Here is a 21,200-nt window from a genome sequence, read left to right on the forward strand (position 1 = left end):
CAAATATGACCGGCTCACGTGTCGTGGCGCTCGGCCACCATCAGCCCGCCAAGGTGCTCACCAACCACGATCTGGCGGCCATGGTCGACACCAGCGACGAGTGGATCACCAGCCGGGTCGGCATCAGGACCCGGCACATCGGAGGTCCCGACGAGCCCGTCGACGAGCTGGCCGCCCACGCCGCGGCCAAGGCGCTCGCCGCCGCGGGCCTCCAGCCCGCCGACATCGATCTGGTCCTGGTCGCCACCTCGACCGCCATCGACCGCTCCCCGAGCATGTCGGCCCGGGTCGCCGCCCGCCTCGGCATGACCGCGCCCGCCGTGATGGACATCAACGTGGTCTGCTCGGGCTTCACCCACGCCCTGGCCACCGCCGACCACACCCTGCGGGCCGGCGCCGCCACCCGGGCGCTGGTGATCGGCGCCGACAAGATGGGCGACATCGTCGACTGGACCGACCGCTCCAGTTGCGTCCTGATGGGCGACGGCGCGGGGGCCGCCGTCGTCGTCGCCGACTCCGGGGCACACACGGGTCCGCCCGGCATCGGACCGGTGCTGTGGGGCTCGGTGCCCGGCATGGGCGACGCGGTCCGCATCGAGGGGACACCGCCGCGCTTCGCGCAGGAGGGCCAGTCCGTCTACCGCTGGGCCACCACCCAGCTGCCGCCCATCGCCCGGCAGGTGTGCGAGAAGGCGGGCATCGCCCCCGAGGACCTGGCCGCCGTCGTGCTCCACCAGGCCAATCTGCGGATCATCGAACCCGTGGCCCGGAGGATCGGCGCGGTCAATGCCGTGATCGCCCGTGATGTGGTGGATTCCGGTAATACGTCGGCCGCCTCGATCCCCATGGCCCTGTCCAAGCTGGTGGAGCGCGGCGAGGTCACCACGGGCGATCCGGTGCTGCTCTTCGGCTTCGGCGGGAACCTCAGTTACGCGGGTCAGGTCATCCGCTGCCCCTGACGCACGGAGGGCCGGGGGTGTCGCGCCGGCAGGGCGCGGCACCCCTCTTTGTCTTCAGGGTGGAGAAAGTTGTGATGGATTCCTGCTCAACTTCTTCCCAGCCCCGGCAACCGCTGCTACGTTCCCCTCCAAAGCCCGACGGACAGACCGATGTGGCGGGGAGAGGCGCGTGAGACGGATGACGGCACGACCCGCGAACGCCCATCAGGCGCGACTGCTGCGGCTGTTGCGCGACGGCGGGCCCAACTCACGGGCACAGCTGGGGGACCAGGTCGACCTCTCCCGCTCCAAGCTCGCCGTCGAGGTGGACCGGCTGCTGGACACCGGCCTTGTGGTGGCCGACGGACTCGCCGCATCCCGCGGCGGGCGTCGCTCGCACAACATCCGGCTCGCCCCCCAGCTGCGCTTCCTCGGCGTCGACATCGGCGCCACCTCCGTCGACGTGGCGGTCACCAACGCGGAGCTGGAGGTCCTGGGCCACCTCAACCACCCCATGGACGTACGCGAAGGCCCCGTCGCCGTCTTCGAGCAGGTGCTGTCGATGGCGGCCAAGCTCCGGGCCTCCGGCCTCGCCGAGGGCTTCGACGGCGCGGGGATCGGCGTACCGGGACCGGTCCGCTTCCCCGAGGGCATCCCCGTCGCCCCGCCGATCATGCCCGGCTGGGACGGCTTCCCGGTCCGCGAGGCGCTCAGCCAGGAACTGGGCTGCCCCGTCATGGTCGACAACGACGTGAACCTGATGGCCATGGGGGAGCAGCACGCGGGCGTCGCCCGTTCCGCGGGCGACTTCCTCTGCGTCAAGATCGGCACCGGCATCGGCTGCGGCATCGTCGTCGGCGGTGAGGTCCACCGCGGAACGACGGGCAGCGCCGGCGACATCGGCCACATCCAGGTCGAACCCGAGGGCCGCCCCTGCGCATGCGGCAACCGGGGCTGCCTGGAAGCACACTTCAGCGGCGCGGCCCTGGCCCGCGACGCCGAGGACGCGGCACGCACCGGGCGGTCCGCGGAACTCGCGGCCCGCCTGGAGGCGTCCGGCAGGCTCACCGCCGTCGACGTCGCCGCCGCCGCGGCCGCCGGCGACCCGACCTCCCTCGACCTGATCCGCGAAGGCGGCAACCGGGTCGGCCAGGTCATCGCGGGCCTCGTCAGCTTCTTCAACCCCGGACTGGTGGTGATCGGCGGCGGGGTGACCGGACTGGGCCACACGCTGCTGGCCAGCGTCCGGACCCAGGTCTACCGGCAGTCCCTGCCGCTGGCCACCGGCAACCTCCCGATCGTGCTGGGCGAGCTGGGACCCGCCGCCGGAGTCATCGGCGCGGCCAGGCTCATCAGCGACCACCTCTTCTCACCCGCCTGATCCGCTCCACCCCGCCCCCGCCCGCCCGCCTCACACCACCGCGCCCGGCCGCACCGCCCGCCCGGCGCCCCCGCCGTACCCGCACGGCCCGTCACGCCCGCCCCGGGCGGCACCCCACCCGGGACCGCACTGCGCCCTGCCCGCTCACCGGCCCCTCCCTGCGCCCGGCTCCACCCCGCAGAGGAGACCCCATCCGCCGAGGGGATTCGTCATGGCTCCAGAACCACCGCTGCTCACCATGTCCGGCATCACCAAGTCCTTCCCCGGTGTGCGCGCCCTCGACGGCGTGGACCTGGAGGTCCAGGCCGGCGAAGTCCACTGCCTCCTCGGCCAGAACGGTGCCGGAAAGTCCACCCTCATCAAGGTGCTCGCCGGGGCCCACCAGCCCGACGACGGCGAGATCACCTGGCGCGGCGCCCCCGCCGTACTGAAGTCGCCCATCACCGCGATGCGGCTCGGCATCGCCACCATCTACCAGGAACTCGACCTGGTCGAGGGGCTGTCCGTCGCCGAGAACGTCTTCCTCGGCCACGAGCACACCGGCGCCGGCTTCGTCGTCCGCACCCGCGAGGGCCGGCAGGCGGCCGCCGCCCTGCTGAAACGGCTCGGCCACCCCGAGATCGACCCCGCCCGCCCGGTCGGCGAACTCCCCGCCGCCCAGCAGCAGATCGTCTCGATGGCCCGCGCCCTCTCCCACGACGTCCGGCTGATCGTGATGGACGAGCCCTCCGCCGCCCTCGACCCCGACGAGGTCGACAACCTCTTCCGGATCGTCGACTCGCTCACCGCCGACGGCGTCGCCGTCGTCTACATCTCCCACCGCCTGGAGGAGATCCGCCGCATCGGCGACCGGGTCACCGTCCTCAAGGACGGCCGGGCCGTCGCGGTCGGCCTGCCCGCCGAGTCCACCCCGACCAAGGACATCGTGGCCCTGATGACCGGCCGCAACGTCGAGTACGTCTTCCCGCCGCGCCCCGTCCGCACCGACCCGGTCGAACGCCCCGCACCCGTCCTCACCGTCGAAGGGCTCACCAGGAAGGGCGAGTTCGCCCCCGTCGACCTGGAACTGCGCCCCGGCGAGATCGTCGGCCTCGCCGGACTCGTCGGCTCCGGGCGCTCCGAGATCCTGGAGACCGTCTACGGGGCCCGCCGGCCCGCCGCCGGCCGGGTCACCGTCGCCGGCCGGCCGCTGCGGCCCGGCAGCGTCCGCGCCGCCGTCGCCGCCGGCATCGGCCTCGCCCCCGAGGAACGCAAGGCCCAGGCCCTGCTGATGCTGGAGTCCGTCACCCGCAACGTCTCCGTCTCCACCCTGTCCCGCTTCTCCCGGGCCGGCTGGATCGACCGGAAGGCCGAGCGCGCGGCGGCCCGCGCCGCCACCCGGGAACTGTCCCTGCGGCCCGACAACCCCGACACCGCCGTCCGCACCCTCTCCGGCGGCAACCAGCAGAAGGCCGTCCTGGCCCGCTGGCTGCTGCGCGGCTGCCGGGTGCTGCTGCTCGACGAACCGACCCGCGGCGTGGACGTCGGCGCCCGCGCCGAGCTCTACGCCGTGATCCGCCGGCTGGCCGACGAAGGCCTCGCCGTCCTGCTCGTCTCCAGCGAAGTGCCCGAAGTCCTGGGCCTCGCCGACCGGGTGCTCGTCCTGCGGGAGGGCCGCGTCGTCCACGAGGCCGACGCCGGGGACCTCGACGAGCACCGCGTACTCGACCTCGTGATGGAAGGGAGCCCGACGTCATGACGCAGCCCGTCTCACCGGCGCGGCACAGCGGGCCGGACAAGGGCGCAGCGCCCGCCTCCGCCCCCACGTCCCCCAAGAAGGACGGATCCGCGCGCGCCCCGCGACTGCGCGCGGACGTCCACAGCCTCTCCCTGCTCGGCGTCCTCGCCGTGCTCGTCCTGGTCGGCGGCATCACCGAACCCGACGCCTTCCTCGACACCGGGAACCTCCAGCTCATCCTGACCCAGTCCTCCGTCATCGGCGTCGTCACCGTCGGCATGACCTTCGTCATCACCAGCGGCGGCATCGACCTGTCCGTCGGCGCCATGGTCGCGCTGGCGTCCGTCTGGGCGACGACGGTCGCCACCCAGGACTACGGCTTCGCGGGCATCCTGTTCACCGCCGTCCTGGTCGGCCTCGGCGCCGGCCTCGTCAACGGGGTGCTCATCGCCTACGGCAGGGTCGTCCCCTTCATCGCCACCCTGGCGATGCTGGCCTCGGCCCGCGGCCTGGCGCTCCAGATCACCGACGGCAAGACCCAGATCGTCACCGTGAAGTCGGTCCTCGACCTGGGCCTGCCCGACGCCTACGTCCTCGGTGTCCCGCCGCTGGTCATGATGTTCGCCGCGGTCACCGTCATCGGCTGGCTGGTGCTCAACCGCACCACCTTCGGCCGCCGCACCGTCGCCGTCGGCGGCAACGCCGAGGCCGCCCGGCTGGCCGGCATCGACGTCCGCCGCCAGCGGCTCTACCTCTACCTGCTGTCCGGACTCTGCTGCGGCATCGCCGCGTTCATGCTGGTCATCCTGTCCGGCTCGGGCCAGAACACCAACGGCAACCTGTACGAACTCGACGCCATCGCCGCCGTGATCATCGGCGGCACCCTGCTCAGCGGCGGCCGGGGCACCATCGTCGGCTCCGTGCTCGGCGTCCTCGTCTTCACCACCATCACCAACATCTTCGCGCTCAACAATCTGCAGAGCGACGTCCAGCAGATCGCCAAGGGCGCGATCATCGTCGCCGCCGTCCTCGTCCAGGGCCGCACCTCGGCCCGCGCGGGGACCTGACGGCCCGTCCCGCCCCCCCCGTACCCGCTCGTTCCCCCTCCCGCGCCGCACTCCCGGATGAAGGGTTTGACAGCCATGCCAGAAACCAGCCGCAGACGACTCCTTTTCGGCTCCGCCGCCGTCTCCGCGGGCGCCCTCCTGACCGCCTGCACCAGCAACGACCCCAAGGAGAAGGACACCGCGGTCCAGAGCAACGCCCCGGCCGCCGACGACAAGCCCGGCAAGCCCGTCACCATCGGCTTCGCCGGCCCCCAGGCCGACCACGGCTGGCTCAACGCCATCAACGAGAACGCCCGGTCCCGGGCGAAGAAGTACTCCGAGGTGACCCTGGAGACCACCGAGGGCTCCAACGACACCGCCGCCCAGATCGGCCAGGTCAAGACCCTCATCAACAAGAAGGTCGACGTCCTGGTGATCCTGCCGGCCGACGGCAAGGCCCTCACCCAGGTCGGCCTGGAGGCCATGCGCGCCGGCATCCCCGTCATCAACCTGGACCGCGTCTTCGCCTCCCCGCAGGCCTACCGCTGCTGGGTCGGCGGCGACAACTACGGGATGGGCCTCAACGCCGGCACCTACATCGGCGAACAGCTCAAGGACAAGGCGAACGCCAAGGTCGTCGAGCTGGCCGGCATCGACAACCTGGAGCTGACCAAGCAGCGCAGCCAGGGCTTCGCCGACGCGCTGAAGAACTACCCCAACATCAAGCTGGTGGCCCGTCAGGCCGCCGACTTCACCGTCGAGTCGGGCCAGGCCAAGATGGCCCAGCTGCTCCAGGCGCAGAAGCAGTTCGACGCCCTGTGGAACCACGACGACGACCAGGGCGTGGGCGCGCTCCGCGCCATCCAGCAGGCCGGACGCGACGAGTTCCTGATGGTCGGCGGCGCCGGGGCCAAGTCCGCCATGGACGCCATCAAGGCCGGCGACAGCGTGCTCAAGGCCACTGTGCTCTATCCGCCGACCATGGCCGCCTCGGCCATCGACCTGGCCCGCGCGCTCGGACAGGCCAAGGGGGTGTCCGGACTCGCCGAGATGGAGATCCCGACCAACCTCACCCTGTACTCCGCGGTCGTCACCAAGGACAACATCGACCAGTACCTGCCGACGGGCTTCAACTAGACGGCCGACGAAGGGGGGTGAGCCCCCCGGCCGCACCCACTGAACCACCGATGAGGAGGAAGCCCGGATGGCCCGTAGGGAAGACACTGAGCAGGAGTCGGCCGCGCCGCCGACGTACCGGCCGATGGCGAGCGCACCCGCGCTCGGGGTCGGCATGGTCGGATACGCGTTCATGGGAGCCGCCCACTCGCAGGGGTGGCGCACCGCGGGCCACGTCTTCGAACTGCCCATGAGACCCGTACTCGCCGCGATCTGCGGGCGCGACCGCACCGCGGTGGAGGCCGCGGCCGACCGGCACGGCTGGGCGGCGGCGGAGACCGACTGGCGCGCCCTGATCGCCAGGGACGACGTCCAGCTCGTGGACATCTGCACCCCGGGCGACAGCCACGCCGAGATCGCCATCGCGGCCCTGGAGGCCGGCAAGCACGTGCTGTGCGAGAAGCCGCTGGCCAACACGGTCGCGGAGGCGGAGGCCATGACCGAGGCGGCCCGGCGCGCCGCCGCCCGCGGCCAGATCGCGATGTCCGGCTTCAACTACCGCAAGGTCCCGGCGATGGCCTACGCGCACCGGCTCATCGCCTCGGGCCGGCTCGGCACCCTGCGCCACGTCCGGGCCACCTACCTCCAGGACTGGCTGGTCGACCCGGCCTCCCCGCTCACCTGGCGGCTGCGCAAGGACCGGGCCGGGTCCGGCGCGCTCGGCGACCTCGGCGCGCACATCGTGGACCTCGCGCAGTACCTGGCAGGCGAGCCGCTGGTGGCCGTCTCCGCGGTCAGCGAGACCTTCGTCCGGGAACGGCCGCTGCTCGCCGGGCCCTCGGGAGGGCTCGGCGGGGTGGCCGCCGAGGGGGAGTACGGGGCGGTGACGGTGGACGACGCCGCGCTGTTCACCGGGCGCCTCGCCTCCGGGGCGCTGGCCTCCTTCGAGGCGACCAGGATGGCGGCGGGGCGCAAGAACGCGCTGCGGCTGGAGATCAACGGGGAGCGCGGTTCGCTCGCCTTCGACCTGGAACGCCTCAACGAGCTCTCCTTCCACGACCACACCGAGCCCGCCACCACGGCCGGCTTCCGCCGCATCCTGGTCACCGAGCCCGAGCACCCCTATCTGGAGGCCTGGTGGCCGCCGGGGCACGCGCTGGGCTACGAGCACACCTTCATCCACCAGGCCCGCGACGTGGTGCGCACCATCGCCGAGGGCACCGCGCCCGTCCCCTCGTTCGCCGACGGGCTCCAGGTGCAGCGGGTGCTGGCGGCGGTGGAGGAGAGCGCCGCCAAGAACTCCGTCCTCACCCCCGTACAGCTCTAGGCCCTGGGAGGTCCCGCGCATGCCCCGTCCCTTCACCCTCTTCACCGGCCAGTGGGCCGACCTGCCACTGGAGGAGGTCTGCCGCCACGCCCGCGACTTCGGCTACGACGGTCTCGAACTGGCCTGCTGGGGCGACCACTTCGAGGTGGACAAGGCCCTGGCCGATCCCGGCTACCTGGAGGGCCGCCACCAGCTGCTCGACAAGTACGGCCTGAAGTGCTGGGCGGTCTCCAACCACCTGGTCGGCCAGGCCGTCTGCGACAGCCCCATCGACGAGCGCCACCAGGGGATCCTGCCCGCCAGGATCTGGGGGGACGGGGAGCCGGAGGGGGTGCGCCGGCGCGCGGCCGAGGAGATCAAGAACACCGCGCGGGCGGCCGCCGCGTTCGGCGTGGACACCGTCATCGGCTTCACCGGCTCCTCGATCTGGCATCTGGTCGCCATGTTCCCGCCGGTCCCGCCGCACATGATCGAGCGGGGCTACGAGGACTTCGCCGAGCGCTGGAACCCGATCCTCGACGTGTTCGACGCCGAGGGCGTGCGGTTCGCCCACGAGGTGCACCCCAGCGAGATCGCGTACGACTACTGGACCACGCACCGGGCCCTGGAGGCGGTGGACCACCGCCCGGCCTTCGGGCTGAACTTCGACCCCAGCCACTTCGTCTGGCAGGACCTGGACCCGGTGGGCTTCCTGTACGACTTCCGGGACCGGATCTACCACGTGGACTGCAAGGAGGCCCGCAAGCGCCTGGACGGGCGCAACGGGCGGCTCGGCTCGCATCTGCCCTGGGGCGATCCGCGCCGGGGCTGGGACTTCGTCTCGGCGGGGCACGGGGACGTGCCCTGGGAGGACGTGTTCCGGATGCTGCGGTCCATCGGCTACGACGGCCCGGTCTCCGTCGAGTGGGAGGACGCCGGGATGGACCGGCTGGCGGGGGCGCCGGAGGCGCTGGCCTCGCTGAAGCGGTTCGACTTCGACCCGCCGAGCGCGTCGTTCGACGCGGCCTTCGGCGGCAACGACTGAGGTCCGGCGACGACTGACCGCGTCCGGGGGCACCGCCCCCGGACCACGCCCCCGACGACCCGTCCCGGGAGCACCGCGCACGGCGGCACCGCACCCCGCCGCCGTGCCGGTCCGCCCTGCCCGCGGACCCCTTTGTCCTGGGCAGGGAAGAAGTTCGACAAGGCTCTGCACAAGGGCTATCCGTCCCGGACGAACAGGTCTACCGTCCAAGACGTGTACATGACGTAACTCTCCTGTCACCGGAGCCCCACGGACCCCGGTGACCTGCGCGGCAGTCCCCGCGCGGAACGGCACGGCAGCACCCGCCCGTACAACCGGCACCTTCCGGAGGACACACTCGTGCACAGATCCAGAACCATGACCGGCGCCCGAGCCGGCAGCCGCACCAGGCTCCGCGTCCGCAAGTCCCTCGCGCTGTTCACCGGCGGCCTGCTCGCCGCCGCCACACTCAGCCTGAGCGCCACGGTCTCCCCGGCGGCGGCCCACGAGGAGCCCGCCCCGGCACCGGCCGCCGAGGACTTCCAGCAGGTCACGCTCGCCAAGGGCGCGGCCGAGACCGGCGAGCCGATGTCGCTGGCCGTGCTGCCCGACCGCAGCGTCCTGCACACCTCCCGCAGCGGCGAGCTGCGCATCACCGACAGCGCGGGCAACACCCGCGTCTCCGGCGTCCTCCCCGTCTACTCCCACGACGAGGAGGGGCTCCAGGGCATCGGCGTCGACCCGGACTTCAGCGAGAACCGGGCGATCTACCTCTACTACGCGCCCCCGCTGGACACTCCGGCGGGCGACGCCCCCGAGACCGGCACCGCCGCCGACTTCGCGAAGTTCGACGGCGTCAACCGGCTGTCCCGGTTCGTCCTCAACGAGGACGGGACCCTGGACCTCGGCAGCGAGAAGAAGGTCCTCGACGTCAAGACCTCCCGAGGCATCTGCTGCCACGTCGGCGGTGACATCGACTTCGACGCCGACGGCAACCTGTACCTGTCGACCGGCGACGACTCCAACCCCTTCGCCTCCGACGGCTACACCCCGATCGACGAGCGCCCCGACCGCAACCCGGCGTTCGACGCCCGCCGCTCGGCCGGCAACACCAACGACCTGCGCGGCAAGATCCTCCGCATCAAGGTCGCCGAGGACGGCTCGTACACCGTCCCGGAGGGCAACCTCTTCGCACCCGGCACGGACAAGACCCGTCCCGAGATCTACGCGATGGGCTTCCGCAACCCCTTCCGCTTCTCCGTCGACAAGCCGACCGGCATCGTCTACGTCGGGGACTACGGCCCCGACGCCGGAGCGGCCGACCCCAAGCGCGGCCCGGCCGGCCAGGTCGAGTTCGCCCGGGTGACGAAGGCCGGGAACTTCGGCTGGCCCTTCTGCACCGGCGCCAACGACGCCTACATCGACTACGACTTCGCGACGAAGACCTCCGGCGCCGCCTTCGACTGCGCGGCCCCGAAGAACACCTCGCCGCACAACACCGGCCTCGTCGACCTGCCGCCCGCCCAGGAGGCGTGGATCCCGTACGACGGCGGCTCCGTCCCCGAGTTCGGGACCGGCTCCGAATCGCCCATGGGCGGCCCGGTCTACCACTACGACCCGAACCTCGACTCGCCCGTGAAGTTCCCCGAGGCCTACGACGGCGACTTCTTCGCCGGTGAGTTCGGCCGCCGGTGGATCAAGCGCATCGAGCAGGACGCCGACGGGAAGGTCCAGTCGATCAACGACGTCCCGTGGTCCGGCACCCAGATCATGGACATGGCCTTCGGCCCGGACGGGGCGCTGTACGTCCTGGACTACGGCCTCTCCTGGTTCGGCGGCGACGAGAACTCCGCCCTGTACCGCATCGAGAACGCCACCGGGGGCCGCTCCCCGATCGCCGAGGCCACCGCGAACAAGACCTCGGGCACCGCACCCCTGAAGGTGTCGTTCTCCTCGGCCGGCACCTCGGACGCCGACGGCGACGCGCTCACCTACGCCTGGGACTTCGGCGACGGAGGCACCTCCACGGCCGCCAGCCCCACGTACACGTACAAGAAGAACGGCACCTACACCGCGACCGTCACGGCGAAGGACCCCACCGGGCGGACCGGCTCGGCCAGCGTCCATGTCACCGTCGGCAACACGGCCCCGGTCGTGAAGCTGGAACTCCCCGGTGACGGGCAGCTGTTCACCTTCGGCGACGAGGTCCCGTTCAAGGTCACCGTCACCGACCCCGAGGACGGCACCATCGACTGCTCCAAGGTCGAGGTCAGCTTCGTGCTCGGCCACGACAGCCACGGCCACCCGATCACCTCGGCGCACGGCTGCACCGGCACCCTCACCACCAAGATGGACGGCGGCCACGACCCCAACGCCAACATCTTCGGCGTCATCAACGCCTCCTACACCGACAACGGCGGCGGCGGCCAGGCCGCGCTGAGCGGCCACGACCAGGCGCAGCTCCAGCCCCGCCACCGGCAGGCCGAGCACTTCAGCGACTCGTACGGCATCAAGACGTACGACAAGGCGAACGCCGAGGGCGGCAAGACGGTCGGCGACATCAACAACGACGACTGGATCTCCTTCAAGCCGTACATCCTCGGTGACTCCACCAAGCTCACCGCCCGGATCTCCTCCGGCGGCGCGGGCGGCTTCCTCGAAGTGCGCGCCGGCTCCGCGACCGGGAAGATCCTCGGCTCCGCACCCGTCCCGGTGACGGGGAGCTGGGAGACGTTCCAGGACATCGACGTACCCCTGCGAGGCGTCCCGAAGAAGGCCACCGAACTCTTCCTGGTCTTCAAGGGCGGTGACGGAGCGCTGTTCGACATCGACGACTTCGAACTCTCCAACACCCCGCCCGACCGGACCGCCAAGCGCGTCCTGGTCTTCTCCAAGACCGCCGGCTTCCGCCACGACGCGATCCCCGAGGGCATCGCCGCACTGAAGGAACTCGGCAAGGACAGCAACATCACGGTCGACACCACCGAGGAGGCCGGCCAGTTCACCACGGCGAACCTGGCCCGCTACGACGCCGTCGTCTTCATGTCGACCACCGGTGACGTCCTGAACGCCGACCAGCAGAAGGCCTTCGAGAACTACATCGCCGGCGGTGGCGGCTACATGGGCGTCCACGCCGCGGCCGACACCGAGTACGACTGGTCCTTCTACGGCGGACTCGTCGGCGCGTACTTCTCCGGCCACCCCGCCATCCAGCCCGTCACGGTCCGCGTCGAGGACCACAAGCACCCGGCCACCGCCCACCTCGGCGCGACCTGGCAGCGCACCGACGAGCTGTACAACTACCGCACCAACCCGCGCGACAAGGTGAGGGTCCTCGCCACCCTCGACGAGACCACCTACACCGGCGGCACCATGAAGGGCGACCACCCGATCACCTGGTGCCAGACCTACCAGGGCGGCCGCTCCTTCTACACCGGCCTCGGCCACACCAAGGAGTCCTACGCCGACGCCGACTTCCGGGGGCTGCTGCTCGGCGGTCTGCGCTACACGGCCGGCCAGGTCAAGGCCGACTGCAAGCCCGGCACCGGCTACCGGTCGATCTTCAACGGCGAGACCCTCGAAGGCTGGAAGCAGGCCGGCCCCGGGAAGTTCGACGTCGTGGACGGCGAACTGCGCTCCGAGGGCGGCATGGGTCTGCTGACCTACCAGGCCAAGGAGCTGGGCGCCTACTCCCTGAAGCTCGACTGGAAGCTGGACGGCGACTCCAACTCCGGTGTCTTCGTCGGCTTCCCGGAGTCCGACGACCCCTGGTCCGCCGTGAACAACGGCTACGAGGTCCAGATCGACGCCACCGACGCCGTCGACCGCACCACCGGCTCGATCTACACCTTCAAGGCCGCCGACATCAAGGCCCGCGACCAGGTGCTCCGCCCGCCGGGCCAGTGGAACAGCTACGAGATCAAGGTCCGGGGCGAACGGCTCCAGGTCTTCCTCAACGGGGTGAAGATCAACGACTTCACCAACACCGACCCGGTCCGCAGCCTCAGGAACGGCTACATCGGGCTCCAGAACCACGGGGCGAACGACCACGTGTCCTTCCGCGACATCCAGCTGAAGGAACTGCCCCAGGCGTAGGGCGTGTCCGGGGGCGTGCTCCGGCGGCGGGCGGAACCACCCGTCCCGCCCGCCGCCGGCCACCACCCCCGCCACCCCCTCGCGCAGCGCCCGCACCCCGCCCCCTCCCGTACAGCGCCACCGCTCTGCCCAGCCAGGACCACCAGCCAGGGAGGCAGCCCGTGTCAGCACACGCCGTTCGTACCGGAGTCTGGTTCATCGGAGCACGCGGCTCCGTCGCCACCACCGCCACCGCGGGATGCGCGGCGCTCGCGGCGGGCCTCCACCCGGCGGCCGGCATGGTCACCGAGACCGCCCCCTTCGCCGACAGCGGACTGCCGCCCCTGTCCACGCTCGTCTTCGGCGGACACGACACCCTGGACTGCCCGCTGCCCAAACGCGCCGAGGCACTGGCCGAAGGCGGCGTCCTGCCGTACGGACTGCCCTCGGCCGTACGCGCCGAACTCGTCGCCGCCGACGCGGAGATCCGCCCCGGCGGCCCGCTCCCCGGCGACACCCGCACCGACGAGGAACTGATCACCGCCTTCGCGGCCGACCTCACCGACTTCACCCGCCGGGGCGCACTCGCCCGGACCGTCGTCGTCAACGTCGCCTCCACCGAACCCGCCCCCGCCCCCGGCGCCGCCCGGCTTCCCGCCAGCTCCCTGTACGCCGCCGCCGCACTCCGGGCCGGCTGCGCCTACGTCAACTTCACCCCCTCCACCGGACTGCACGCCCCCGCCCTCCGGGACGCCGCCGCCACCGGCGGACTCCCGTACGCCGGACGGGACGGCAAGACCGGCCAGACCCTGCTGCGCTCGGTCCTCGCCCCGATGTTCGTCCAGCGCGCCCTGCCCGTCCGGGCCTGGTCCGGAACCAATCTGCTCGGCGGCGGCGACGGCGCCGCCCTCGCCGACCCGGCCGCGGCCGCCGCCAAGAACGCCGGCAAGGAACGCGTCCTCGCCGACACCCTCGGCGCGGCCCCCGAGGGCGAGGTCCACATCGACGACGTGCCGGCCCTCGGCGACTGGAAGACCGCCTGGGACCACATCGCGTTCGACGGCTTCCTCGGCGCCCGGATGGTCCTCCAGACCACCTGGCAGGGGTGCGACTCCGCCCTCGCCGCACCCCTCGTCCTCGACCTGGTGCGGCTCGTCGCCCGCGCCCACGAAGCGGGACTGACCGGGCCCCGCCCGGAGCTGGGCTTCTACTTCAAGGACCCGGACGGCGGGCCCGCCGCCCTCGCCGAGCAGTACACGGCGCTCCTCGCCTTCGCCGAGCGGCTGCGGGACGCGCGATGACGGCAGGCGCCTGGGCGGAACTGCTCAGGATCTCCGCCCTGTTCACCGTGCCCGGCGACGCCCTCGCCGGGGCCGCCGCGGCCGGACTGCGCCCCGGCCGCGCCACGGCCCTGGCCGCGGGTGCCTCGCTCTGCCTGTACGAGGCCGGCATGGCGCTCAACGACTGGGCGGACCGCGACGAGGACGCCGTCGACCGGCCGCACCGGCCGATCCCCTCGGGCCGGATCACCCCGCGCGCCGCGCTCACCGCAGCCGGTGCCCTGACCGCCGCCGGACTCGCCCTCGCCGCCCGCGCCGGACGCCCCGCCCTCACCGTCGCCACCGGCCTGGCCGCCACGGTCTGGGCCTACGACCTGCGCCTCAAGCACACCCCGGCCGGCCCCGCCGCGATGGCCGCCGCCCGGGGACTGGACCTGCTCCTCGGCGCGACGGCGACCGCGACGGCAGCACACCGGCACGGCGGGGGAGGGGTCCGGGCCGTGGCCCCGAGCGGCACCCCCGCCCCGCCGCAGGCGAGGAGCCCCCGGTCCGCGGGGCCGGCGGCCCCCGCACTCCGGACCGCCGGAGCGAAGGCCCCCGCGCCCCGCACGGAACGGCCGACAACACCGCGGACCACCGGCGCGCCTGCCCCCGCCCCGCGCGCCGCCCTCACCGCCGCCGCGCTCCTCACCGCCCACACCTACGCCGTCACCGCCGTCTCCCGCCACGAGGCACAGGGCGGATCCACCGCGACACCGCTCGCCGCCCTCGCGGCCGTCACCGCGCTCGCCGGAGCCGTGGCGGCCGAGCGCACCGCCCGCCACGGCGGCCCGGCCGCCACCGCCCCCGTCCGGCTGCTGCGCACCGCGCTCGCCGGGGCCTACCTCCGGACCGCCGCCCGCCCCCTCGCGCACGCCGCGCTCAACCCCTCGCCGCCGCTCACCCAGCGCGCGGTCGGCGGCGGCATCCGGGCGATGATCCCGCTCCAGGCCGCGCTGGCCGCGCGCGCCGGGGCCACCGGCACCGGGCTCGCCGTCATGGGCCTCGTCCCGCTCGCCCGCGCCCTCTCCCGGAAGGTGAGCCCCACATGACCCTGCGCCTCGGCTACGGCACCAACGGGCTCACCGACCTCCGCCTGGACGACGCCCTCGCGCTCCTCGCCGACCTCGGCTACGACGGTGTCGGGCTCACCCTCGACCACATGCACCTCGACCCGACGGCCCCGGACCTCGCCGCCCGCACCCGCCGGACCGCCGCCCGGCTCGGCGAGCTGGGGCTCGGCGTCACCGTGGAGACCGGGGCCCGCTACGTCCTCGACCCGCGCCGCAAACACGGCCCCTCCCTGCTCGACCCCGACCCCGAGGCCCGCGCCGCCCGCACCGCCCTGCTCGTCCGGGCCGTGGACGTCGCCGTCGACCTCGGCGCCCACGCCGTGCACTGCTTCAGCGGCGTGCTGCCCCCGGGCACCGACCCGGACACCGGCTGGCAGCGGCTGACCGGCGCGCTCGCCCCGGTCGTGGAGGCCGCCGCCCGCGCCGGAGTCCCGCTGGCCGTCGAACCCGAACCCGGCCACCTCGTCGCCCGGCTCGACGACTTCCACCGCCTGCGCGCCCGGTGCGGCCACCCCGACCCGCTCGGCCTCACCCTGGACATCGGCCACTGCCAGTGCCTGGAGACCCAGTCGCCCGCCGACTGCGTCCGCGCCGCCGCCCCCTGGCTGCGCCACGTCCAGATCGAGGACATGCGGCGCGGCGTCCACGAACACCTGCCCTTCGGCGAGGGCGAGATCGACTTCCCGCCGGTGCTCGACGCACTCGACGCCCTCGGCGCCGCCGGATACCTCGGGCTCACCGTCGTCGAACTGCCCCGCCACTCCCACGCCGGACCCGAACTCGCCCGCACCAGCCTCGACTTCCTGAACAAGCACCGCCCACCACGCGCGACCGCCGAAGGGAGCCCGTCATGACCCGGCCCCCCGTCCTGCCCCCGCTCCTGACCCGCAAGGAACTCGACGACCTGCTCGGCGGGGCCGCCCGCGCCTGGCTCGACGAAGCGCTCGCCGAGGCCGCCCACGCCGTCGCCCACCCGGACCCCGCACCCGGCGGCGGCTACGCCGTACCCCCGTGGGAACTGCGGTACGCCGCCGCCGGCCGCCACTGCGGACCGGAGCACGGCGACTCCGTACGCGCCCTGCTGCTCACCGAGGCACGCGCCGCCCTGCCCACCCTGACCCGCCTCTACGAACAGGGCACCGCCGCCGAACGCCGCGCCGTGCTGCGCACCCTGCCCGCGCTCCGCCTCGGGGACACCGCCCTCCCGCTCGTCGAGGACGCCCTGCGCACCAACGACACCACCCTCGTCGCCGCCGCCGTCGGACCGTACGCCGCCGCCCACCTCGCCCCGCACGCCTGGCGCCACGCCGTCCTGAAGTGCCTGTTCACCGGCGTCCCCCTGGACGCCGTCGACGCGCTGGCCCGGCGCGCCCGCGGCGACGCCGAACTCGCCCGGATGCTCGGCGACTTCGCCGCCGAACGCACCGCGGCCGGCCGCACCGTCCCCGCCGACCTGCACCACGCGCTCGCCCTCGCGGCCCCCACGGCCCCACCCGTCCCGACGTCCCCCACGCAGGAGTCCTGATGCGCATCTTCGACCCGCACATCCACATGACCTCCCGCACCACGGACGACTATCAGGCGATGTACGACGCCGGGGTGCGCGCCCTCGTCGAACCCTCCTTCTGGCTCGGCCAGCCCCGCACCTCGCCCGCCAGCTTCCTGGACTACTTCGACGCCCTGCTCGGCTGGGAGCCGTTCCGCGCCGCCCAGTACGGCATCGCCCACCACTGCACCCTCGCCCTCAACCCCAAGGAGGCGAACGACCCGCGCTGCACGCCCGTCCTCGACGCCCTGCCCCGCTACCTCGTCAAGGACTCCGTCGTCGCCGTCGGAGAGATCGGCTACGACTCCATGACCCCGGCCGAGGACACCGCGCTCGCCGCCCAGCTCCAGCTGGCCGCCGACCACCGACTGCCCGCCCTCGTCCACACCCCGCACCGCGACAAGCTCGCCGGACTGCACCGCACCCTCGACGTGGTCCGCGAATCCGACCTCGCCCCCGGACACGTCCTGCTCGACCACCTCAACGAGACGACCGTCAAGGACGCCCTCGACAGCGGCTGCTGGGCCGGATTCTCGATCTACCCCGACACCAAGATGGACGAGGACCGCATGGTCGCCGTCCTCAAGCTCCACGGCACCGAGCGGATCCTCGTCAACTCGGCTGCCGACTGGGGGAGAAGCGACCCCCTCAAGACCCGCAGGGTCGCCGACGCGATGCTCGCCGCCGGCTTCACCGAGGACGACGTCGACCTCGTCCTGTGGCGCAACCCCGTCGCCTTCTACGGCCAGAGCGGCCGCCTCCAGCTGGACGTCCCCGCCCCCGAAACCCTCCACGAGGGCAACTCGATCCTGCGCGGCGGGGAGTGAGGCGATGCGCTTCCGGCACCCCGACGGCACCGTCCTCCACCTCGCCTACTGCACCAACGTCCACCCCGCCGAAACCCTCGACGGCGTCCGCGCCCAGCTGCGCGACCACTGCGAACCCGTACGCAAACGGCTCGGCCGCGACCGCCTCGGCATCGGCCTCTGGCTCGCCCGCGACGCCGCCCGCGCCCTGACCGACGACCCCGCCCGGCTCCGCGCCCTGCGCGCCGAACTCGACGCCCGCGGCCTGGAGGTCGTCACCCTCAACGGCTTCCCCTACGAGGGCTTCGGCGCCGACGAGGTCAAGTACCGGGTGTACAAGCCGGACTGGACCGACCCGGAACGCCTCGCCCACACCACCGACCTCGCCCGGCTCCTCGCCGCCCTGCTCCCCGACGACGTCACCGAGGGCACCATCTCCACCCTGCCGCTCGCCTGGCGCACCCCGTACACCGGCGACCCCGACGCCGCCCGCACCGCCCTCGCCGCCCTCACCACCCTCGGCGAACGGCTCGACGCCCTGGCCGAACTCACCGGCAAGTCCATCCGCGTCGGCCTCGAACCCGAACCCGGCTGCACCGTCGAGACCACCGCCGACGCCCTCGCCCCCCTCACCGAGGTCGGCCACCCCCGCATCGGCGTCTGCGTCGACACGTGCCACCTCGCCACCTCCTTCGAGGACCCGGACACCGCGCTCGACGCCCTGGACACGGCGGGCGTCCCCGTCGTCAAGACCCAGCTCTCCGCCGCCCTGCACGCCGAACACCCCCACCTCCCCGAGGTCCGCACCGCGCTGGCCGCCTTCGCCGAACCGCGCTTCCTCCACCAGACCCGCACCGCGACCGCCGCCGGACTGCGCGGCACCGACGACCTCGGCGAGGCCGTCGAGGGCGGCGCCCTGCCCGACGGCGCACCCTGGCGCGCCCACTTCCACGTCCCCCTGCACGCCCCGCCCGCACCCCCGCTCACCTCCACCCTGCCCGTCCTGCGCACCGCCCTCGCCCGGCTGGCCGGCGGCGCCCACCCGCGCACCCGGCACCTGGAGGTCGAGACGTACACCTGGCAGGCGCTCCCGGCCGAACTGCGCCCGCGCACCCGCGTCCAGCTCGCCGACGGCATCGCCGCCGAACTCACCCTCGCCCGCGACCTCCTGACCGACCTCGGCCTGAAGGAGCTGCCATGACCACCGCAGAGACGGCCGGCACCCCCACACCACTCCTCGTCCTGGACGTCGTCGGACTCACCCCGCGCCTCCTCGACCACATGCCCCACCTCAAGGCCCTGGGACGGTCCGGCACCCACGCCCCCCTCGGCACCGTGCTCCCCGCCGTGACCTGCGCCGCCCAGTCGACGTTCCTCACCGGCACCACCCCCGCCGAACACGGCATCGTCGCCAACGGCTGGTACTTCCGCGAGCTCGGCGACGTCCTGCTGTGGCGCCAGCACAACGGACTCGTCGCCGGCGACAAGCTCTGGGACGCCGCCCGCCGCGCCCACCCCGGCTACACCGTCGCCAACATCTGCTGGTGGTACGCCATGGGCGCCGACACCGACATCACCGTCACCCCGCGCCCCGTCTACTACGCCGACGGCCGCAAGGAACCCGACTGCTACACCCGCCCGCCCGCCCTCCACGACGAACTCACCGCAAAACTCGGCACGTTCCCCCTCTTCCACTTCTGGGGACCCGGCGCCGACCTCGTCTCCTCGCAGTGGATCATCGACGCGACCCGGCACATCCTCGACACCCGCCACCCCGACCTGGCCCTGGCCTACGTCCCCCATCTCGACTACGACCTCCAGCGCTACGGCCCCGACGACCCGCGCGCCTTCGCCGCCGCCGCCGAACTGGACCGGGCCCTCGCCCCGCTCCTGGACGACGCCCGCCACGAGGGCCGCACCGTCGTGGCCCTCTCCGAGTACGGCATCACCCGCGTCGACCGCCCCGTCGACATCAACCGGGCGCTGCGCCGCGCCGGACTCCTGGAGGTCCACACCCAGGACGGCATGGAGTACCTGGACCCGATGGCCTCCCGCGCCTTCGCCGTCGCCGACCACCAGCTCGCCCACGTCTACGTACGCCGTCCCGAGGACCTGGAGGCGGCCCGCGACGCCCTGGCGGACCTGCCCGGCATCGAACAGCTCCTGGACGACGAGGGGAAGAAGGCCCACGGCCTGGACCACCCCCGCTCCGGCGAACTGGTCGCCGTCGCCGCACCGGACGCCTGGTTCACGTACTACTACTGGCTCGACGACGCCCGCGCCCCCGACTTCGCGCAGCTCGTCGAGATCCACCGCAAACCCGGCTACGACCCCGTGGAACTGTTCATGGACCCCGAGGACCCCTACGTCCGGGTCAGGGCGGCCACCGCCGTCGCCCGCAAGAAGCTCGGGATGCGCTACCGCATGGCGGTCGTCCCCCTCGACCCGTCCCCCATCCGAGGCAGCCACGGCCGCCTGCCCACGAGCGACGACGAAGGTCCGCTCATCCTCTGCTCCACCCCCCACGCGTTCACCGGCCCGGTCCGGGCCACCGAAGTGAAGTCCCTGCTCCTCGCGCTCGCCGGTCTCGCGTGACCGGCCCGCGCAGTGGTTCCCGCACACCCTCGACAAGGAGACAGATCGTGACCGCGTACAACGAATCCGGTTCGGACGAAGCCCTGCGCCGCAGCCTCGGCATCAGCCGCCGGGGCTTCCTGAGCACCTGCACGGCCGTCGCGGCGGGCGCCGTCGCCGCGCCCGTCTTCGGTGCCGCGCCGGCCTTCGCCCAGCCCGCCCCCGACCGGGGCAGGGGGAAGGGCCTGTCCCTGGTCCCGGCGGACAAGCGGGGCATCATCCTCTACACCGTGCGCGACGCCACCGGCCGCGACCCCCTGAGCACCGACCTGCCCTCCGGCTTCCGCGAGGTCTTCGCCGAACTGGCCCGCTACGGCTACAAGCAGGTCGAGTTCGCCGGCTACGGCCAGCACGCCAATGCCCCGGGCGGCGGCAACCTCGAAACCGTTGCGGGCGCCCGGCTGCTGCGCTCCTGGCTCGACGACTACGGGCTGCGGGCCCAGGGCAACCACGGCTTCATTCCCGGCTCCTGGCCGCTCACCACGGCCGACCTGGACGAGTTCAAACGCCACCTGGAGATCGCCAACATCCTCGGCATGGACCACATGGGCACCGGCGGCGACCCCACCGGCAGCGCCTACCGGGCCGACTGGGACATCGCCGCCGAGAAGTGGAACGCCCTCGGACGCATCGCCACCGCCGCCGGGATCAAGCTCTACACCCACAACCACGACGCCGCCTACGGCTTCCTGCTCGACGGCGGCCCGTCGGACGCCCAGGGCCGCCCCACCCGCAGCTCCGGCACCCGCAAGCTGGAGTACTTCCTCCGGCACACCGACCCCAAGCACGTCTGGCTGGAGATGGACATCTACTGGGCGCACGTCGCCCAGTACAAGTTCCACACCTACACCGCCCACGACGGCTCCACCCGGGAGAACGTCTTCGACCCGGCCGCCCTGGTCCGCTGCCACACCAAGCGCTACCCGCTGTTCCACGCCAAGGACGGCGTCGTCAACACCACCAACGGCCAGGGCTACGACATGGTGCCGTTCGGCACCGGCGTCATCGACTACCGGACCTTCTTCCGCCGCGTCGGCGCGAAGAACTACCACAACCCGATGGTCGAGCAGGACAACGCGCCCAGCTCGTCCGACCCCGCCCAGTCCCTGACCCATGCCCGGATCGGCTACGACAACCTGGCGGCGCTGCGCAAGTAGCGCCCACTCCGGCGGCCCCGGAACCGGCCCCGGCGCGCCGCGCACGACGGGCCTCCCCGCATC

The 21,200-nt window shown here is 72.9% G+C and carries 16 protein-coding genes; all 16 read left to right on the forward strand.

What is annotated here, in order from left to right:
- Nucleotides 1-5 precede the first annotated feature (5 nt).
- The 16 genes from ACZ4FH_RS14030 (at nucleotide 6) to ACZ4FH_RS14105 (ending at nucleotide 21,137) form a co-directional block, all read left to right on the forward strand.
- Complete coding sequence (locus ACZ4FH_RS14030; protein WP_467304640.1) at nucleotides 6-959, forward strand: beta-ketoacyl-ACP synthase III; 954 nt, start codon at nucleotides 6-8, stop codon at nucleotides 957-959.
- 178 nt (nucleotides 960-1,137) lie between these two features.
- On the forward strand, nucleotides 1,138-2,319 hold the full coding sequence (locus tag ACZ4FH_RS14035; protein WP_467304642.1) for an ROK family transcriptional regulator: 1,182 nt from the start codon (nucleotides 1,138-1,140) through the stop codon (nucleotides 2,317-2,319).
- Nucleotides 2,320-2,530: 211 nt separating this feature from the next.
- Nucleotides 2,531-4,057, forward strand: coding sequence for a sugar ABC transporter ATP-binding protein (locus tag ACZ4FH_RS14040; protein ID WP_467304643.1), 1,527 nt, complete (start codon nucleotides 2,531-2,533; stop codon nucleotides 4,055-4,057).
- Nucleotides 4,054-5,103, forward strand: a complete 1,050-nt coding sequence (locus ACZ4FH_RS14045) for an ABC transporter permease (protein WP_467304644.1) — start codon at nucleotides 4,054-4,056, stop codon at nucleotides 5,101-5,103. The genes ACZ4FH_RS14040 and ACZ4FH_RS14045 overlap by 4 nt, the downstream gene beginning before the upstream one ends.
- A 75-nt stretch (nucleotides 5,104-5,178) precedes the next feature.
- A complete protein-coding gene (locus ACZ4FH_RS14050) occupies nucleotides 5,179-6,219 on the forward strand; it encodes a substrate-binding domain-containing protein (protein WP_467304646.1) in 1,041 nt (346 codons plus the stop codon).
- Between the two features lie 67 nt (nucleotides 6,220-6,286).
- Entirely contained in the window at nucleotides 6,287-7,525 is a 1,239-nt protein-coding gene (locus ACZ4FH_RS14055; protein WP_467304647.1) for a Gfo/Idh/MocA family protein, read from the forward strand.
- Nucleotides 7,526-7,544: 19 nt separating this feature from the next.
- Nucleotides 7,545-8,549 carry a sugar phosphate isomerase/epimerase family protein gene (locus tag ACZ4FH_RS14060; protein ID WP_450682959.1) on the forward strand — a complete coding sequence of 335 codons (1,005 nt, stop codon included), beginning with the start codon at nucleotides 7,545-7,547 and terminating at the stop codon, nucleotides 8,547-8,549.
- A gap of 357 nt (nucleotides 8,550-8,906) precedes the next feature.
- Nucleotides 8,907-12,623, forward strand: a complete 3,717-nt coding sequence (locus ACZ4FH_RS14065) for a ThuA domain-containing protein (protein WP_467304914.1) — start codon at nucleotides 8,907-8,909, stop codon at nucleotides 12,621-12,623.
- A gap of 161 nt (nucleotides 12,624-12,784) precedes the next feature.
- Nucleotides 12,785-13,903, forward strand: a complete 1,119-nt coding sequence (locus ACZ4FH_RS14070; protein ID WP_467304649.1) for an inositol-3-phosphate synthase — start codon at nucleotides 12,785-12,787, stop codon at nucleotides 13,901-13,903.
- Entirely contained in the window at nucleotides 13,900-14,973 is a 1,074-nt protein-coding gene (locus ACZ4FH_RS14075; RefSeq protein WP_467304650.1) for an SCO3242 family prenyltransferase, read from the forward strand. Before ACZ4FH_RS14070 ends, ACZ4FH_RS14075 begins: the two co-directional genes overlap by 4 nt.
- Nucleotides 14,970-15,848: a sugar phosphate isomerase/epimerase family protein gene (locus tag ACZ4FH_RS14080; RefSeq protein WP_467304651.1), complete on the forward strand. Its 879-nt coding sequence runs from the start codon at nucleotides 14,970-14,972 to the stop codon at nucleotides 15,846-15,848. Before ACZ4FH_RS14075 ends, ACZ4FH_RS14080 begins: the two co-directional genes overlap by 4 nt.
- Nucleotides 15,845-16,519 carry an EboA domain-containing protein gene (locus tag ACZ4FH_RS14085; protein WP_467304653.1) on the forward strand — a complete coding sequence of 225 codons (675 nt, stop codon included), beginning with the start codon at nucleotides 15,845-15,847 and terminating at the stop codon, nucleotides 16,517-16,519. Before ACZ4FH_RS14080 ends, ACZ4FH_RS14085 begins: the two co-directional genes overlap by 4 nt.
- A complete protein-coding gene (locus ACZ4FH_RS14090) occupies nucleotides 16,519-17,367 on the forward strand; it encodes a TatD family hydrolase (protein ID WP_467304655.1) in 849 nt (282 codons plus the stop codon). The genes ACZ4FH_RS14085 and ACZ4FH_RS14090 overlap by 1 nt, the downstream gene beginning before the upstream one ends.
- 4 nt (nucleotides 17,368-17,371) lie before the next feature.
- A complete protein-coding gene (gene eboE, locus ACZ4FH_RS14095; protein ID WP_467304656.1) occupies nucleotides 17,372-18,547 on the forward strand; it encodes a metabolite traffic protein EboE in 1,176 nt (391 codons plus the stop codon).
- A complete protein-coding gene (locus tag ACZ4FH_RS14100) occupies nucleotides 18,544-19,941 on the forward strand; it encodes a nucleotide pyrophosphatase/phosphodiesterase family protein (protein ID WP_467304657.1) in 1,398 nt (465 codons plus the stop codon). Before eboE ends, ACZ4FH_RS14100 begins: the two co-directional genes overlap by 4 nt.
- 47 nt (nucleotides 19,942-19,988) lie before the next feature.
- Nucleotides 19,989-21,137, forward strand: coding sequence for a sugar phosphate isomerase/epimerase family protein (locus tag ACZ4FH_RS14105; protein ID WP_467304658.1), 1,149 nt, complete (start codon nucleotides 19,989-19,991; stop codon nucleotides 21,135-21,137).
- The last annotated feature ends 63 nt before the right edge of the window (nucleotides 21,138-21,200 follow it).

It is taken from the genome of Streptomyces sp. NPDC024555 (assembly GCF_055559335.1).

What these genes read in the sequence shown, in the direction of transcription:
- ACZ4FH_RS14055 (WP_467304647.1), top strand. Translation starts at nt 6,287, where the DNA reads ATGGCCCGTAGGGAAGACACTGAGCAGGAGTCGGCCGCGCCGCCGACG.
- ACZ4FH_RS14045 (WP_467304644.1), top strand. Translation starts at nt 4,054, where the DNA reads ATGACGCAGCCCGTCTCACCGGCGCGGCACAGCGGGCCGGACAAGGGC.
- ACZ4FH_RS14080 (WP_467304651.1), top strand. Translation starts at nt 14,970, where the DNA reads ATGACCCTGCGCCTCGGCTACGGCACCAACGGGCTCACCGACCTCCGC.
- ACZ4FH_RS14090 (WP_467304655.1), top strand. Translation starts at nt 16,519, where the DNA reads ATGCGCATCTTCGACCCGCACATCCACATGACCTCCCGCACCACGGAC.
- ACZ4FH_RS14065 (WP_467304914.1), top strand. Translation starts at nt 8,907, where the DNA reads ATGACCGGCGCCCGAGCCGGCAGCCGCACCAGGCTCCGCGTCCGCAAG.
- ACZ4FH_RS14035 (WP_467304642.1), top strand. Translation starts at nt 1,138, where the DNA reads ATGACGGCACGACCCGCGAACGCCCATCAGGCGCGACTGCTGCGGCTG.
- ACZ4FH_RS14040 (WP_467304643.1), top strand. Translation starts at nt 2,531, where the DNA reads ATGGCTCCAGAACCACCGCTGCTCACCATGTCCGGCATCACCAAGTCC.
- ACZ4FH_RS14030 (WP_467304640.1), top strand. Translation starts at nt 6, where the DNA reads ATGACCGGCTCACGTGTCGTGGCGCTCGGCCACCATCAGCCCGCCAAG.
- ACZ4FH_RS14060 (WP_450682959.1), top strand. Translation starts at nt 7,545, where the DNA reads ATGCCCCGTCCCTTCACCCTCTTCACCGGCCAGTGGGCCGACCTGCCA.
- ACZ4FH_RS14050 (WP_467304646.1), top strand. Translation starts at nt 5,179, where the DNA reads ATGCCAGAAACCAGCCGCAGACGACTCCTTTTCGGCTCCGCCGCCGTC.
- ACZ4FH_RS14085 (WP_467304653.1), top strand. Translation starts at nt 15,845, where the DNA reads ATGACCCGGCCCCCCGTCCTGCCCCCGCTCCTGACCCGCAAGGAACTC.
- ACZ4FH_RS14075 (WP_467304650.1), top strand. Translation starts at nt 13,900, where the DNA reads ATGACGGCAGGCGCCTGGGCGGAACTGCTCAGGATCTCCGCCCTGTTC.
- ACZ4FH_RS14100 (WP_467304657.1), top strand. Translation starts at nt 18,544, where the DNA reads ATGACCACCGCAGAGACGGCCGGCACCCCCACACCACTCCTCGTCCTG.
- eboE (WP_467304656.1), top strand. Translation starts at nt 17,372, where the DNA reads ATGCGCTTCCGGCACCCCGACGGCACCGTCCTCCACCTCGCCTACTGC.